A 15,377-nucleotide genomic window follows, 5' to 3' on the forward strand; every position below is an offset into this window, starting at 1 on the left:
TTTTCCGAGCAGCAGTCTCAGCAGCAGTCTCAGAAGGTCACTTCCGCCGTTTCCACGGTCCCGCCCCGCCGGCCGGGGGCCTCGTGCCACTTCCAGTAGAGGTTGGTGTGGGCGATCACCTGTTCCGGGGTCGGAGCGCCGTACCGGGTGAGGTCCTCCGTGGTGTGGGCGTCGGCGACCAGCGTCGCGTCGTAGCCGCGGACGATCGCGCCGTGCAGGGTGGAGCGGATGCAGACGTCCGTCTGGGCGCCGGTGACGACGAGCCGGCCCACCTTGTGGCGGGCGAGCACGGTCTCCAACTCGGTGTCCTCGAAGGAGTCCGGGTAGTTCTTCGGGATCAGGGGCTCCGTGTCCTGCCGGGTCAGCTCGGGGACGTACCGCCAGTCCTCGGTGCCCTCCTTCAGTTCGTCGTCGGAGTGCTGGATCCAGATCACCGGGACGCCGGCCTCGCGGGCCTTGCCGACCAGGGTGTTGATGTTCGCGACGACGTCGTCGCGATGGGGTGAACCCGCCACGACGCCGTTCTGCACGTCGATGACGAGCAAGGCCGTGTTCGGCCGCTCGGGCAGTGTTGTCATGGCTTCCACAATATGAGCTGCCACCGACAGCGGGCCCGCATTACGGTTCCCCCATGACTACCTTGACGAGCAATGGCTATGTGGTGCGCGGCATACGGGCCACGGAGTGGGCGGAGGCGAAGCGGCTGCGGCTCGACGCGCTGCAGGATCCCGTCGCCCACCTGGCATTTCTGGAGACCTACGAGGATGCCGTGGCCCGGCCGGACTCCTTCTACCGGGACCGGGCCGAGCGGTCGGCCCAGGAGGACAGCGGGGCACGGCAGTTCATCGCGGAGGCGCCCGACGGGACGTGGGTCGGCTCGGTCACCGTGCTCATCGAGGAAGCCGGAAGCACGGACTGGGCCGGGTTTCCGGTCGAGCGCCGGCAGGGACACGTGGTCGGGGTGTTCGTACGGCCCGAGCACCGTGGGAACGGGCTGATCCAGGCGCTGTTGGCCACCGGTGCGGCATGGGCCTGTGAGCGTGGTGCGGAGCGGGTGCGGTTGCTGGTGCACGAGGACAACGCCCGGGCTCAGGGTGCCTACCGCAAGGCCGGATTCGTGCCGAGCGGGGTGATCGTGCCGCTGGAGAACCGTCCGGATGATTCCGAGCTGGAGTTCGTCCTAGACCGGTAGTTCCCGGTGCGGCCAGCGCGCGCGGGCCTGTTCACGGGAGCGGAGCAGGGCGAGGGTGGGCAGGCCCTGGTCGGTGCCGGTGGCGAGCAGGTCGGGCAGCTGGGGGACGGGGGCCACGGCCGCGACGTCGTCCAGGACGAGCGTGAGTGGTGGGTCGAGCCGACCGGAGGATGACCGTTCGGCCATGCGCCGGCCGCGCTCGACCACGCTGGAGACGAGGGCCGTCAGGAGGGGCATCGCGCCCGGGTTGCTCCTGGGGTCCTCGATGGATTCACCGACCACATAAAGCGTGCCCCCTTCGTGGACGAAGGAATCCAGTGACAGGGCATCCGTTCGGTTCGGGGTGCAGGCCTCGCGGATGTTCACCGTGGACAGGGCCGAAAGGGCCCGGCTGGTCAGCTCCTGGGCGATGTCCCGGCGTTCGGGGTGCGCGGTGAGCGCGGCCTCGAGCTCGCCGGCGGCGCCAGGGGCGGCCTTGGGATGGGTGCGCAGGGTGCGTACGGCGTCCTGGACCTGGGTGCCCTGGGACCAGCGGTGCACGTGGCGGATGGTGCGGTCCTCCAGGGCGGCGGCGTGGAGGTAGCTCCGCAGGAGCGTCACCGCCGTGTCGGCGACCGCCTGGTCGATCTTGGCCGTGGGCTGTACGGGGGACAGCAGGGCGGTGGCTCTGTTCAGTGCGGTCTGTTTGTCCTCGCAGCCGGCTGTGGGGGACCAGTGCAGGCGGGCCGGGGTGTCGCAGAGGTGGGCGGGGTCGTAGAGGAGGGTGGGGCCGAGCTTGGCTCTGGCGTCCTTCGTCTCCGTCCACAGGGCCGGGTTCGAGGTGACGACGAGGGTGGGGCCTGCCGCGTCGCGTACGGCCTGGGTCGCGGCCGTCTGGCGGGCCGCGGGTGGGGCGTAGAGAACCGGGCCCTCGGCACGGGGGGATTCCCACTCGCCCATCCGTTCGCCGTCAGCGGGAAAGGCGCCCGATGGGTGCGCCTGGGGTTCGCTGCGGGGCCCGGGTACCCCATGGGGAGGTTCCGGCATCGAGACCTGAGGCACCGGCTGCGGTGCCTCCTTCGCGACCTCCGTCACCGCCTCCGTCACCGGCTCCCTCACCGCCTCCCTCACCGCCTCCTTCTGCTGCTCCCTGCGCCGCGCTCTGCCCGCCCGCCATCTCGCCACCGTCCCCATCACGAACACGGTGAGGACGAACAGGGCCATCAGCTGGCCGATGAACAGGCCCCAGAACAGGCCCCAGCCGGAGAGCTGGGAGGCGGGGGTGTCGGGCCAGGCGCCGGTGAGGTCGTGGGGTGCGCCGATGAGGTGGCGCATGGCGAGGGGGGTGCGGGTGAAGGTGACGCCGTGCGGCCAGGCGCCGTGCGTGAACAGGGCCGCGAGGCCTGTCGCCGTCCACACCAGCAGGGTCATGCCGAGGAGGAACGCGAGTATGCCGATCAGCAGGCCGTCGGGGATGCCGCCCTGGCCGTCCCGGCGGTCCTCGCGGCGGTCGCGAGCGTCCGGTCTCACCCGTTCCTCCCTGTCCCGCCCCTACGCCACGGTCGACTCGGAGTCGCCCAGATGCTGTTCCACGAAGGCCGCCGCCCGCTGCTCGGCCTCCAGCTCGGCGGCGCGCAGCGCGTCGTCGGCCGTGAGGTCGCTGGAGGACTCGGTCATCGCGCGGTCGGTGAAGACCAGCGGGCGCTCCGTCTCCGTGACCAGGTGTTTGACCACCTGGACGTTGCCGTTGACGTCCCATACCGCGATGCCGGGCGTCAGTGTCGGGATGATTTCCACGGCCCACCTCGGCAAACCCAGCACACGGCCGGTGGCCCGGGCCTCGTCGGCCTTCTGAGCGTAGATGGTCCTGGTCGAGGCCATCTTCAGGATGGCCGCGGCCTCCTTGGCCGCCGCCCCGTCCACCACGTCCGACAGATGGTGGACCACCGCCACGAACGACAGACCCAGCCGGCGGCCGAACTTCAGCAGCCGCTGGAAGAGCTGGGCCACGAACGGGCTGTTGATGATGTGCCAGGCCTCCTCGACCAGGAAGATGCGCTTCTTGCGGTCGGGGCGGATCCAGGTGTGCTCCAGCCACACGCCGACGATCGCCATGAGGATGGGCATGGCGATGGAGTTGCGGTCGATGTGGGAGAGGTCGAAGACGATCAGCGGGGCGTCCAGATCGATGCCCACGGTCGTCGGGCCGTCGAACATGCCGCGCAGGTCACCGTCGACCAGGCGGTCCAGGACGAGGGCGACATCGAGTCCCCAGGCCCGTACGTCGTCTATGGCGACGTTCATCGCCTCGGCCGACTCCGGCTCCGGGTGCCGTAGCTGCTCGACGATGTCGGAGAGGACCGGCTGGCGGTCGAGGATCGACTCGTTGACGTAGGAGTGGGCGACCTTGAGCGCGAAGCCGGCACGTTCGTCCAGGCCGTGGCCCATCGCGACCTCGATGATCGTCCGGAGCAGCGCGAGCTGGCCGGTGGTGGTGATCGCCGGGTCGAGGGGGTTCAGCCGGATGCCGTGGTCCAGCGCGGCCATCGGGTCGAGCCGGATGGGTGTTATCCCCAGCTCCTCCGCGATCAGGTTCCACTCGCCTACGCCGTCCTCGCCCTGCGCGTCCAGGACGACGACCTGGCGGTCGCGGAAGCGCAGCTGGCGCAGGACGTAGGTCTTCTCCAGGGCCGACTTGCCGTTGCCGGACTCGCCGAGGACCAGCCAGTGCGGGGCCGGGAGCTGCTGGCCGTAGAGCTGGAAGGGGTCGTAGATGTAGCCCTTGCCGGAGTACACCTCGCGGCCGATGATGACGCCGGAGTCGCCGAGGCCGGGCGCGGCCGTGGGCAGGTAGACCGCCTGGGCCTGGCCCGTGGAGGTGCGCACCGGCGACCGGGTCGTCTCGACCTTCCCGAAGAGGAAGGAGGTGAAGGCGTCGGTGAGGACGGACAGCGGATCCCGCATCGGTGAATCAGCCCCTACCTTCGGATGCCGGTGGCGAAGGGAAGTGTGTTCACGAAGGCGCGGTGGTGCTCTCGGTCGCACCACTCCAGCTTGAGGTACGACTTGCCGGCGGAGGCTCTTATCGTGCGCTTGTCGCGGTTGAGGGCGTCCGGGGTGCGGGCGGAGACGGTGATGTAGCCGACGAGGTTGACGCCGGCGGCGCCGCTGGCGAGGTCCTCGCCCCGCTGGTCGAGGCGGTTGTGCGCGGCGACGTCCCGCGGGTCCACGGTGCGGTTCATCTTGGCGGCGCGGGAGGCCTCGGCCTCGTCGTTGGTCTTCTCGGTCAGCATGCGTTCGATGGCTACCTCGGTGGGCTCGAGATCCATCGTCACGGCGACCGTTCGGATGACGTCCGGGGTGTGGACGAGGAGGGGCGCGAGGAAGTTGACCCCGACCGGGGTCATCGGCCACTCCTTCACCCAGGCGGTGGCGTGGCACCAGGGCGCGCGGGTGTTGGACTCGCGGGTCTTGGCCTGGAGGAAGGTGGGTTCCGTGGCGTCGAGCTCGGCCGGCCAGGCGTTGCGCTTGGTCATCGCCTGGATGTGGTCGATGGGGTGGTCGGGGTCGTACATGGAGTGGATGAGGGAGGCGAGGCGACCCTGGCCCAGCGGCTGGCGGACCCGGATGTCGGCCTCCTGGAGCCGTGAGCAGATGTCGGTCAGCTCGCGGGCCATGACCACGGCGAGGCCCGCGTCCCGGTCGACCTTGCTGCCGCGGGCGCGCATCGCGCGGGCCATGGCATGCGCCTCGGCGGCCAGTTCGCGGTTGTAGGGCATGCAGGCGACGAGGTAGGCGCGGTGCTGCTCGCTGCTGGTCGACACCATGGACTGCAGCTGGTCGTACGACTGCTGGAGCCAGGCCAGGGAGCGGGGGTCGCCGCGCTGGGCGACGTCCTTGGCGTGTGCGTCGGGGTCGGCGGGCAGGGTGCGGGCGAGCATCTGCAGCCGGGTCACGAACCCGTCGCCGTTGGCGACGTGCTTGAGCAGCGTGCCGAACCGGTCGACCAGGGCCTCCTGGTCCTCGGAGTCGCGCAGGCCGACGCCGGGGCCCTCGATCTCGATGGCGGCGGTGACGGTCTTGCGGTCGGCGTGCAGCAGGACGGCGATCTCGTCGGGCCCGAAGGGTGCGGCGAGCCAGGTGATCCGTCCGATGCCGGGCGGCGGCCCGATCTCGATCTCCCGCCCGTCGAGCCGGGTCCCGGCCTCCATGGCGCCGGACCGGTAGACGGCCTCGCCCCGCTTGACGGCGCGCTTGTAGCTGCGGTTGATCTCGAACCACTTGTAGAAGGTGCGGCGCTTGTACGGCACGTAGACCGCGGCGAGCGCGAGCAGCGGGAAGCCCATCAGCAGCACGATCCGCAGGGACAGCACCGGGACGAGGAGGCCGCACATCATGCCGAGGAACGCGCCCGCGATGATCAGCGCGATCTCGCCGGACTCGCGGTTCCGGCCGATGATCGCGTTCGGCCGGGCGCGGCCGATGAGATACGTACGGCGGGGCGTGACCGGATGGGACAGGTGGGACTCGGTCGTCAACGCCCTTCACCTCCCGTGCGGTTGATGTTGCGGGTGTTGCCGGCGTGCGGGGTGTTGACGGGGCTGGGCGCGCGGGGCGCGGGCGCGGCGGAAGGGACGGCTCCGCCGCCACCGGTGGGGGTACGGCTGCTGTGGGCGGCGACACCGCCGGTGGCGGGGTTGGCGGGGCGCGGGGCGCTGGCCTGTCCTCCGCCGGCTCCGTTGTTGTCGGCGCGGGTGCTGTGGGTCTTGATGCCCTGGGCGACGAGGGTGGCGGGGGAGCTGATGACGGCGGCTGCCTTGCTCTCGGCGCCCTGCATGATGCGGTTGTTGCGGCCGTTCGCGATCTCGTCGCCGAAGCCGGGGACGAAGCGGTAGATCATCGCGCTGGCGAAGATGGCGAGCAGGATGATGGCGAGGCCGGAGACGACGGCGGAGAAGGCGTCGGGGCCGTTGCCGCTGGACAGTGCCCCGGCGAGGCCGAGCACGATGACGATGACGGGCTTGACCAGAATGACGGCGATCATGATGCCCGCCCAGCGCCGTACGTGCCCCCACAGGTTCTTGTCCACCAGCCCCGCGTAGACGACGGTGCCGAGGAGGGCGCCGACGTACAGGAGCGCGGCCCTGATGACCAGCTCCAGCCAGAGGACACCGGCGGCGAGGATGCTGACCAGGGAGACCACGATCAGCATGATCGGGCCGCCGCCGATGCCGGTGCCCTTGCCCAGGGCGCCGGAGAAGGTGCCGAAGAACGTGTCGGCCTGGTCGCCGGTGGCCTTGGCGAGGACGTCGGTCACTCCGTCGGTCGCGGATACGACCGTGTAGAGGATCAGCGGGGTGAAGGCGGAGGCGAGCACGGTCAGCCAGAGGAACCCGACCGCTTCCGAGATCGCGGTCGTCAGCGGTACGCCGCGCACGGCGCGCTTGGCCACGGCCAGGAGCCACAGCAGCAGGGTGAGGATCGTGGACGCGGCGAACACGATCGCGTACTGCTGCAGGAACTTCGGATTCGTGAAGTCGACGTTGGCCGTCTCCTTCACGGCCTTGCTGAGCTTGTCGATGGTCCAGGTCGCGGCATCCGCACAGCCCTTGGCCAGGGAGGAGAGGGGGTCGAGGGTGTCGGTGAGGGGGTTGTTGCTGGGGCCGGTGATTCCGTTTTTGGAGCCGCCGCCGTCTTTTTCGCAGAACTGTTTGGCAGGGCCGATCAACAGGTCGCAGGGGTCACTGCTGTTCGACGGCTTGGGTGAAGGCGCTGCGACGGCATGCGTGGCCAGCAGCACGGCGGCTGATTGTGCGGCGGCCACCAAACTGGTGAGCGTTAGTACGCGGCGCGGGTTACCGGGCATAAGTGAACCCTCCGTACTGCTCAATGGCCTTGCTGATTTCGTCGGAGCTTGCGGCCTTGTCGTCGCCGGGAACTGGTGCCGGGCCGTCCTTCTGGCTATCCGCGGCGATCTTCCAGTCGTCGTTGAGCCACTGCAGATCACACGTCCACGTCTTCCAGGTAGAGGTCACCGGGTTGGTGGATGAGTCTCCGGACATGCCGATGAGACCCATGTACCAGACCGACACTCTGGCCTGGGTGTTGGTGTACTGCTCTACTTTGGTGCCAATTGGGACGGAGCGAGACACGAAAGTGCTGCCCGCTGGGGGATTACCGTTCGCATCGAGCCCCATCCTGCCAAGGAAGCTTGCCGAGTAGGCGCCGTCCATCGCGCCCTGCAGTTTCGTCGCGGCCGTCGGCGTGTAGATGGTGTCCACGATTCCGTGTCGGCTGTCCCTGTTGAACATGCCGGTGGACCCGAGCACCACCGCATAGTTCGCCGCCGCACTCTCCGCCCCCTGCTCCGTATGGGCGAAGCCCGATGGGATGGTGCCGGTCTTGGTCTGCACCGGGCGGGTGCCGGTGGGGGCCGTCGCGGAGCTCTGGGGGTGGGAGTTCTTCGCTGCCGAGCCGCCGGCGGACGAATGGTCGCCCCTGTTGGCGAAGGCGATCGCGGCGATCAGGAGGACCACCACGCCCACCACCGTGACCAGGGAGCGGGAGGAGGAGCGGGTGGGGCGGCGGGGGGCGCCGCCGTAGGGGTCGGTTTCGGGGAGGCGGGTGCGGGTGTGGCCGCCCGTGTCGCCGTAGTCGGCGTAGGACTGGTCGTCTCCGGAGGTCATGGCGTGCGCGCTCCCTCACCCTCGTAGGCGTACGACGGTAGCCGTGCTGGTTGCCGCGCGGGCGCGGTGTGGTGACTCGACATCAGGGAGACGCAACCTTCAGGGACTCAGACCGCCATGCCGTACACGATCGTGAACAGGGTGCCGAGGGAGCCGATGATGAAGACGCCGGTGAGGCCGGCGATGATGAGGCCCTTGCCCTGTTCGGCGCTGAAGGTGTCCCGGAGGGCCGTGGCGCCGATGCGCTGTTTGGCCGCACCCCATACGGCGATGCCGAGGCACAGGAGGATGGCCACGGCCATGACCACCTCGATCATCACCTTGGCCTCGTTGCCCAGGCTGCCGAAGGGGCCCCAGTTCGGGGCGATTCCGCCGATGATGGTGTTGATGTCTCCCTTGTCGGCCGCAAAGAGCATGTAAGTCACCGCCCCTGGTGGGTAGTTCCGTCGGCCCCTGCGGTGTGCAGAGGTCAGGCCTCATTGTCGCCGACAACGCCGCCGACGCATGTCGACTTGACGTCATTGACTGGCGGGTTTCGTACGAATGGTGCGTACGGTCACTCTGTGTATCACGGCAGGTCACGCCGGGCAACGAGGTCCGACCGGAACCTGTCGTGTGGTTCGGTCGTTGTTCCCCTTCACGACCTGGCAAGGCTTCTGACGGCTGGTCGGGTGAGGAGTCGGGATGATGTTCTCATGGGTGGGGAGCGGAAAATGGACAAGGGCCCGGCGGCGGGTGCCGTCGGGCCCGTGACGTGCGGCGCGGTGCGCGCTGGGCCGACTGGAGGCCGGAAGGGCCGTAGCACAGGGACGTCGGAGGAGCCGTAGCACAGGAAAGAAGACGGGCCGCGGCCGGCTGCCGTGGCCCGTCTTCCTTTCCGTGCCGCCGAGGGGACCCCACGTCCCCCTCATCCGGCGGCTCCCCGTGACCCGACGGGGCGGTCTTGCGTGTCGGTCAGCTCGCGGAGAAGGCGCTCGTGCCCTGAGGGGTGCCCCAGCCGGTCGGGCCGTCGTAGCCGGACCGGGCGGTGCAGAAGTACGTCGTCGAGCAGCTGCCGTTGCTGCCGCTGGTCACGTCGTTCAGGGCGGAGGTGCCGGCCGCGTTGTACGGGTACTGGGCCGGGTAGTCGCTGCTGCCCGGGGTGCCGGCGAGGGCGTACACGCTCGCGATGATGGGCGAGGAGGCGCTGGTGCCGCCGTAGGTGTTCCAGCCGGTGCCGTCGGAGCCGTAGGTGTCGTAGACGGAGACGCCGGTGGCGGGGTCGGCCACGGCGGACACGTCGGCGATCATGCGCTTGGCGCAGCCCGAGTCGGTCTGCCAGCTGGGCTTGGCGTCGTAGGCGGAGCAGCCGGAGCCGGTGCCCTCGGTGCTGGAGGTGTTCCAGACGCTCTCGGTCCAGCCGCGGCTGTCGGAGGAGGTCTTGAGGGCGGTGCCGCCGACGGCGGTCACGTACTTGGAGGCGGCCGGGTACTCGGCGCCGTAGCCCTCGTCGCCGGCGCTCGCGGTGATGGCGACGCCCGGGTGCTTGTAGTACGAGGAGTCGTACGTCGTGTCGGAGGAGGACTCCGAGCCGCCGTAGCTGTTGGAGACGAACTTGGCGCCCAGCTTGACGGCCTCGTTCACGGCGGTGCCCAGGTTGGCGTCGGAGGCGGACTTCGCCTCGACCAGCAGGATGTTGCAGTTCGGGCAGATCGCGCTGACCATGTCGAGGTCGAGGGACTCCTCACCGGCCCAGCCGCTGTCGGCGGAGGGCAGGGAGGTCGTGGAGCCGGTCTGGCCGACCTTGGTGAAGCAGCCGTTGTCGCTGGTGCAGTCGGGCAGGCCGTAGTACGACCGGTAGGTCGCGAGGTCGGACTCCGCGTTGGGGTCGTCGTAGGCGTCGACGATGGCGACGGTCTCGCCCGAGCCGCCCGCGGACGCGGCGTCGGTCAGGCCGTAGGCCGACTGCAGGTCGCTCGGACCGTAGCCGGTCGGGGAGTCGGAGGCGGCCTTCGGCGAGACGGTCTTCGGCGCGATGCCCTTCAGGGCCGCCTGCCTCTCCATGAAGGCGGTGGTGCCGCCGGTGACGCGCAGGGCGTCGCAGGCGGCGTAGCCCTTCTTCGGGGTGGCGCCGCACGCCTTCTCGTAGCGCACATGGGCCTTGGCGACCTGGGCGGCGACGGCCCTGGCGCTCACCTTGTGGGGCGCGGCCGGGGCGGCGGCCGAGGCGGCTTCGGCGTGGGCCGCGGTGGTCAGGCCGGCGGCGAGGAGTGCGGCGGTGGCCGCGGCGGCCGCGCCCATGCGGCGCCATCTGCCGTGTATGTGGGGGGAGTTGGGGTTGGTCGTACGCAAGGTACAGCCTCCTGGATGTGGTGGGGCAGAGGCCTGCGGGTGTGGGGGCCACCGGTGGGTGACCGGTGGGGGCGGCGGCCCGCGACGACCATCACCTTGTTGAGTACGCGACAACAAGAGGCTTTCGGAATTCTGACTTCCGCGTTACCCAAGGCGGTTGGAGGCTTACTGATCAATGGCTGTGTGCTGGCTCTGTGCTGGCCGTTGCTTGACCCGGCGCACAGCGCGGCCACAGGGCGGTGCGGTTACGCGCGTAACCGAGGTGCGACCGGGGCGGGTTGTCGCTGCCGGGGTTCTTTTATGGCGGCGGCGTTCGTTTACAGCGGCCGGAGCCCCTTCAATGCGGCCGGAGCCCCTTCAGCGCGGCCGGAACCCCTTCAACGCGACCGGAAGCCCGTTCAACGCGGCCGGAGTCCGTTCAGCAGCAGGTGCACGTGCTCGTCCAGGCCGCTCATCGCCTCCTCGGCGTCGAGCGCGCACGCGGCGATGAGGGCGGCGAGGCCGTGCAGGCTCGCGGCGGCGATCATGGTGATCTGCTCCGGGTCGCCCGCGACGATCTCCCCCCGCTCCTGGGCGTCCGCGATCATCCGGGTGAGGGAGCCGAAGGACTCGTCGACGGCCGCGGCGAGCCGGTCGGAGCTGTCGGGGTCGTGCTTGCGCGCGAACATCAGCTCCAGCAGTTCGGGGTTCTCGACGGCGAAGCCGAGGTAGGCCCGGGCGAGGGCGGCCATCCGCCCCTCGAAGGTGAGCCCGGCCTGTCCGGCGGCGGTGCCCAGGGCCCGGTTCAGCCGCTCGTACCCGTCCAGCGCGAGGGCGTCCATGAGGGCCTGCTTGTCCTTGAAGTGCCGGCCGGGGGCCGCGTGGCTCACCCCGACGTCCCGGGCCAGCTCGCGCAGCGAGAGCGCGCCGGCCCCCTTCTCGCGCAGGGTGCGCTCGGCGCTCTTGAGCAGGGCGGCGCGCAGGTCTCCGTGGTGGTAGGGGCGGTTCTTCGTCGGTGACGGGGACATGCGCGGCATGCGGACCATCGTAACGCGATGTTGTCGTTGACATCATTGTTGTCGGTGCCTACTTTGGGGGCATGACCGATAACTGGAACGCGACCCACCTCCCCGACCTGACCGGCCGTACGGCCGTGATCACCGGCGCCAACAGCGGCCTCGGCCTGGTCACCGCCGAGGCGCTGGCCCGGGCCGGGGCGCATGTGGTGTTCGCCGTACGGGACCTCGCGCGGGGCGGCGCCGCCGCGGCGAAGGTGAGCGGCAGCACCGAGGTGCGCCGCCTGGACCTGGCCGACCTGGACTCGGTACGGGAGTTCGCGGCCGGCTGGGACCGCCCGCTGGACCTGCTGATCAACAACGCGGGCGTGATGATGCTGCCGGAGCAGCGCACCAAGCAGGGCTTCGAGATGCAGTTCGGCACGAACCACCTGGGCCACTTCGCGCTGACGAACCTGCTGCTGCCCCAGGTGACGGACCGGGTGGTGACGGTGTCCTCGGGCCTGCACCGCGGGGGAGCGATCCACTTCGAGGACGTCAACCTGCGCGGTCGCTACACCCCGACCCGCGCCTACGCCCAGTCCAAGCTGGCCAACCTCCTCTTCACCCTGGAACTGCAGCGCCGCCTCACCGAGGCCGGCTCCCCGGTCCGCGCCCTCGCCGCACACCCCGGCTACGCGGCCACCAACCTCCAGAGCCACCACGCGAACCCCCTGGCGCGGGGCATCATGGCCATCGGCAACCGGCTCTTCGCGCAGAGCGACAAGGCGGGCGCCCAGCCGACCCTCTACGCCGCGAGCCAGGACCTCCCCGGCGCGTCCTACGTCGGCCCGGCCGGCCTCGGCGAGATGCGCGGCGCCCCCACCCTGGTCGGCCGCAGCGCGGCGGCCGCCGACCCCGCGGCGGCCCGGCGCCTGTGGACGCTGTCGGAGGAGATGACGGGGGTGGAGTGGGGGCTGAAGCCGGTCAGCGGGTCGTGACGTGCCCTTGGCTGTGAAGAGCACCCGCAGGGGACACGTCCGGTCATGCGCGAAAGCTCATCGGTGGACTTCCGGCTCGACAGTCGTACCGCCCTCGTGACCGGCTCGGTGCGCGGGCTGGGGCTGGGGCTGGGCGGGGCCGGGGCGCGGGTCGTCCTGAACGGGTGGAATCCGGCCGCCCTCGAGCCGGTAGCGGCGCGGCTGCGGGCCGAGGAACCGGAGACGTCGCCTACGCCACCGCGAAGGCAGGCCTCGACGGCCTGACCCGGACCCTCGCTGCCGACCCGGGCCCGACCGGCACGACGGTCAACTCGATCGCACCGGGCACCTTCGCGACCGACGTCAACGCGGAGCCGGCGTCCGACCCCGAATGGCAGCGCCGGCTGCGGATACGTACCGCCCTGGGCCGCTGGAGGCGGCCGGAGGAGATCGCGGGGGTCGTGCTGTTTCTGGTGAGCGATGCGGCGTCTTTCATTACGGGCCAGACGATCGCGGTGGACGGGGGGATGACGACGACGTTCTGAGCGATCTCTGCACGCGACGGCTACAGTTGTTCGATGCTGTGACCCAAGGCGTCTGTGCAACGGGGGAATTGCATGTCGTTCGAGGAAGAGTGGAACCAGCTCAAAGCGGACGCGCTCCGCAGGCGCAACGCAGGTATGGAGCTCGATTCCGCCGGGGGCGGTGTCCCGAGCACGCCGTTGTCGGGCTTGTCGGGGAACGCCGATCTCGGACTGACCGACGCGCCGATCCGCGCCAAGGCGACGGACCTCCGTACCGCGCACGCTGAAGCGAAGGACAAGTCGAAGCTCCACGACGCGGCGGCCGTGGGCAAGGCGCATCCCGGCTGGGACGCGGGGGCCGCCAGCAACGACTGCGTCGCCGCATGGCAGGCGCATCTGCACGAGCTCAGCGATCTCGTCGAGACGGCTGCCGACGCGCTGACGAAGGCCATGGACGAACAGATCAGCCAGGACGGCTCGGTCGCCGCACAACTTCGGAAGTCGGCCGGCTGGCTGGAGGACGCCTGATGGTCTCCGTGAGCGACCTCGAAGCGGCCAAGCCGCAGCAATGGCGCGAGGCGGCCACCGACGCGGTTCAGGCCGCCAAGCAGTGCGACGGCATCGCCTCCGTCGCACGCGACGAGATGGCGGCCACCTTGCGGCAGTGCTGGGTGGGCGACGCGGGTCGCGCGGCCCGCGACAGGTTCGTCAAACACGCCGATGACTACGAGGCGGCCGCGATCTCCCTGCGAGCACTGGCGGGGGTCTACGACAATCTCGCCGATGACATCACCGACGCTCAGCGCGATCTGAACAGTGGCCTGGACTACGCACGCCGTAACGACCTCAAAGTCGACGACAGTGGGCGTGTCGACTTCGCCCACGCCGTTGCGACCTCACCAGGAAGCGATGAAAACAACAAGGTCAGCCATGCCCACGAGGTCATCACCGGCGCTCTGGCCAAGGCGAACAAGGCCGATGCGGAGGCCGCTCGCGCACTGCGCACCATCGAAGGGCTGACTCGGATAGGCGACCCCAAGCTCGCCAAGGAGGCGCTGGACGGCAAGAGCCCGCTGGCCATCGCGCTCCGACTGTCCGGCGGCCTGGACGGCCTCCATCCCATCAACGTCCCGCCCAATGTCCTCGACGCGGTGACGTCGGCCTCGGCCGAAACCGGCGTCAGCCAGAAGCTGCTGCTGGCCGTTCTGTGGCAGGAACAGCAGTGGTACCAGAACTACAACCCGAGCCTGAGCGGCCCGCTGACCGAGTTCGGACGGTTCTTCGACTGGAGCCTGACCTTGGGCGCGAAGCCCGACAAGTCCCTGGGCATCACGCACATGAAGCTGGAGACCGCCCGGGATGTCGTCGACAAGCACCGGGAGGCGTTCCAGACCACGGACGGCAGGTCTCTGAGCCAGTTGAGCGACGCCGAACTCGCCGCGACCATCGAGGGACACCCCGACCTGGATGTGCGGCTCAGCGCCTATCACCTCTCGGACCTGCGTGACAATCCGTACGGCGCGGGCACGGACAAGCAGTTGTTCACCCTCTATGCCGCTGACACTCCTGATGTGCGGGAGAAGAACGAGCAGTACGGAGACGACTCGGATCACCGAGGCGCCGACATCAAGGTCCGGGGCAGGAACTGGGACAGGATGGAACCCCACCTCGACGACGCGATGGCCTGGAACCGGCTGAGCGACGACGAACGGGCCAAGGCCGTCCAACAGCTGGAGTCACAGACGCCGGCAGGGCATCACATCGATCTCGATCCTCTCTACAGCACCGGCCAGACCACGGGCACCGGCTCCGGCGCGCCCGAGCCGGGAACCCCGTCACCGAGCCCCGGCCCGGCCCCCACAGCGCCAGGAGCCCACTGACCACATGAAGAGGACCGCAACGGCACTGACCGCATGCCTCCTGGCAGGGCTGCTCACCGCATGCGACGCCTTCAAGGCGCCCAGCTCCGGGGAGCTCACTCCCATGCCGAGCTACGTCCCTGCGGCGCCGCAGTACAAGACGCCGGAGGACGTGGTGACAGCGCTCGGGCGAGGAGGGGTCGACTGCGCCGTGCTCCGGCGCAAACCCGGCGGCCTCGACTGCAAGACGCGGATCGATGGAGCGGAGGTCGAGAACCAGATCCAGGTGCTGGACCCCGAGAAGTTCAGCCGGAACGAGGTGGGGGATTCGATCGCACGGTGGCGCACCAGCGGAAACACCGTCGTGGCTGCCGGTAACTGGTTCATCCGCGTGCTGCCGAACGGCACCCCCTCCTATTCCGAGAAGATCGCCAAGGCCGTCGACGCCGTTGTTCTTCCTCCCCTGTACCGCTTGCCGTCCATCCCGACGAAGCCCGTGTACGGAAGTGTTGACGCACTCGCCGGTGCGTTGGACAGGGCTGTCGGCTGCACTCAGCGGAAGCACTCCGCCGGGGAAGTTCTGTGCGAGACGAAGGTGGCCCGGACGCGTCCATGCGGTGCGTCCGGCGGCACACGCGACGCCGGACTCAGGCTCCACGACAGCTCAGCAGCCCGCGACGACTACCTCCGACTGCTCATGAGCGACGATCACGTGCCGTACTACGTGGTCACGGCAGGGAACTGGACGATCCAGTTCTGCGACGCCGCCGCGGGGCGGGAAGCGGCTGACAGGCTGGGCGGGGCCGTTGTCGACCACAAGCCGAGTGACTGAGGTCCGCCTCGCGGAACTAC

The 15,377-nt window shown here is 69.7% G+C and carries 15 protein-coding genes; 6 read left to right on the plus strand and 9 right to left on the minus strand.

From position 1 onward, the window contains the following. Positions 1-29: 29 nt before the first annotated feature. A complete protein-coding gene (locus ABB07_RS20450) occupies positions 30-578 on the minus strand; it encodes a cysteine hydrolase family protein (RefSeq protein ID WP_208900052.1) in 549 nt (182 codons plus the stop codon). 53 nt (positions 579-631) lie between these two features. On the opposite strand from ABB07_RS20450, the gene ABB07_RS20455 reads away from it, so the two are divergent. Continuing rightward, positions 632-1,192: a GNAT family N-acetyltransferase gene (locus tag ABB07_RS20455; RefSeq protein WP_208900053.1), complete on the plus strand. Its 561-nt coding sequence runs from the start codon at positions 632-634 to the stop codon at positions 1,190-1,192. Here the strand turns inward: ABB07_RS20455 and ABB07_RS20460 are convergent. The 8 genes from ABB07_RS20460 to ABB07_RS20495 form a co-directional block, all read right to left on the minus strand. Then, positions 1,181-2,701 (minus strand): type IV secretory system conjugative DNA transfer family protein, encoded by a 1,521-nt coding sequence (locus ABB07_RS20460; protein WP_208900054.1) that lies wholly within the window; start codon positions 2,699-2,701, stop codon positions 1,181-1,183. The genes ABB07_RS20455 and ABB07_RS20460 overlap by 12 nt on opposite strands. Before the next feature lie 21 nt (positions 2,702-2,722). Then, positions 2,723-4,135, minus strand: a complete 1,413-nt coding sequence (locus ABB07_RS20465) for an ATP-binding protein (RefSeq protein WP_208900055.1) — start codon at positions 4,133-4,135, stop codon at positions 2,723-2,725. Positions 4,136-4,149: 14 nt separating this feature from the next. Continuing rightward, positions 4,150-5,709: an SCO6880 family protein gene (locus tag ABB07_RS20470; protein ID WP_208900056.1), complete on the minus strand. Its 1,560-nt coding sequence runs from the start codon at positions 5,707-5,709 to the stop codon at positions 4,150-4,152. Next, positions 5,706-7,037, minus strand: coding sequence for a hypothetical protein (locus ABB07_RS20475; protein ID WP_208900057.1), 1,332 nt, complete (start codon positions 7,035-7,037; stop codon positions 5,706-5,708). The genes ABB07_RS20470 and ABB07_RS20475 overlap by 4 nt, the downstream gene beginning before the upstream one ends. Further along, positions 7,027-7,857 carry a DUF8175 domain-containg protein gene (locus ABB07_RS20480; protein ID WP_208900058.1) on the minus strand — a complete coding sequence of 277 codons (831 nt, stop codon included), beginning with the start codon at positions 7,855-7,857 and terminating at the stop codon, positions 7,027-7,029. The genes ABB07_RS20475 and ABB07_RS20480 overlap by 11 nt, the downstream gene beginning before the upstream one ends. 107 nt (positions 7,858-7,964) lie before the next feature. Continuing rightward, entirely contained in the window at positions 7,965-8,273 is a 309-nt protein-coding gene (locus ABB07_RS20485) for a hypothetical protein (protein WP_009189392.1), read from the minus strand. Positions 8,274-8,811: 538 nt separating this feature from the next. Then, positions 8,812-10,188, minus strand: coding sequence for a S53 family peptidase (locus ABB07_RS20490; RefSeq protein WP_208900059.1), 1,377 nt, complete (start codon positions 10,186-10,188; stop codon positions 8,812-8,814). A 398-nt stretch (positions 10,189-10,586) separates the two neighbouring features. Then, positions 10,587-11,213 carry a TetR/AcrR family transcriptional regulator gene (locus tag ABB07_RS20495; protein ID WP_425264741.1) on the minus strand — a complete coding sequence of 209 codons (627 nt, stop codon included), beginning with the start codon at positions 11,211-11,213 and terminating at the stop codon, positions 10,587-10,589. Positions 11,214-11,266: 53 nt separating this feature from the next. Between ABB07_RS20495 and ABB07_RS20500 the strand changes: the two genes are divergently transcribed. The 5 genes from ABB07_RS20500 (at position 11,267) to ABB07_RS20520 (ending at position 15,357) form a co-directional block, all read left to right on the plus strand. Next, positions 11,267-12,163 (plus strand): oxidoreductase, encoded by an 897-nt coding sequence (locus ABB07_RS20500; RefSeq protein ID WP_208900061.1) that lies wholly within the window; start codon positions 11,267-11,269, stop codon positions 12,161-12,163. 164 nt (positions 12,164-12,327) lie between these two features. Then, positions 12,328-12,687 (plus strand): SDR family oxidoreductase, encoded by a 360-nt coding sequence (locus ABB07_RS20505; RefSeq protein WP_244189441.1) that lies wholly within the window; start codon positions 12,328-12,330, stop codon positions 12,685-12,687. Positions 12,688-12,759: 72 nt separating this feature from the next. Continuing rightward, the gene (locus tag ABB07_RS20510; protein WP_208900062.1) at positions 12,760-13,194 is read left to right on the plus strand and encodes a hypothetical protein; all 435 of its coding nucleotides are present in this window, start codon (positions 12,760-12,762) and stop codon (positions 13,192-13,194) included. After that, positions 13,194-14,546, plus strand: coding sequence for a hypothetical protein (locus ABB07_RS20515; protein ID WP_208900063.1), 1,353 nt, complete (start codon positions 13,194-13,196; stop codon positions 14,544-14,546). Before ABB07_RS20510 ends, ABB07_RS20515 begins: the two co-directional genes overlap by 1 nt. Positions 14,547-14,550: 4 nt before the next feature. Beyond that, positions 14,551-15,357 (plus strand): hypothetical protein, encoded by an 807-nt coding sequence (locus ABB07_RS20520; protein WP_208900064.1) that lies wholly within the window; start codon positions 14,551-14,553, stop codon positions 15,355-15,357. The last annotated feature ends 20 nt before the right edge of the window (positions 15,358-15,377 follow it).

It is taken from the genome of Streptomyces incarnatus, from assembly GCF_001027185.1.
Lineage (GTDB): Bacteria > Actinomycetota > Actinomycetes > Streptomycetales > Streptomycetaceae > Streptomyces > Streptomyces puniciscabiei.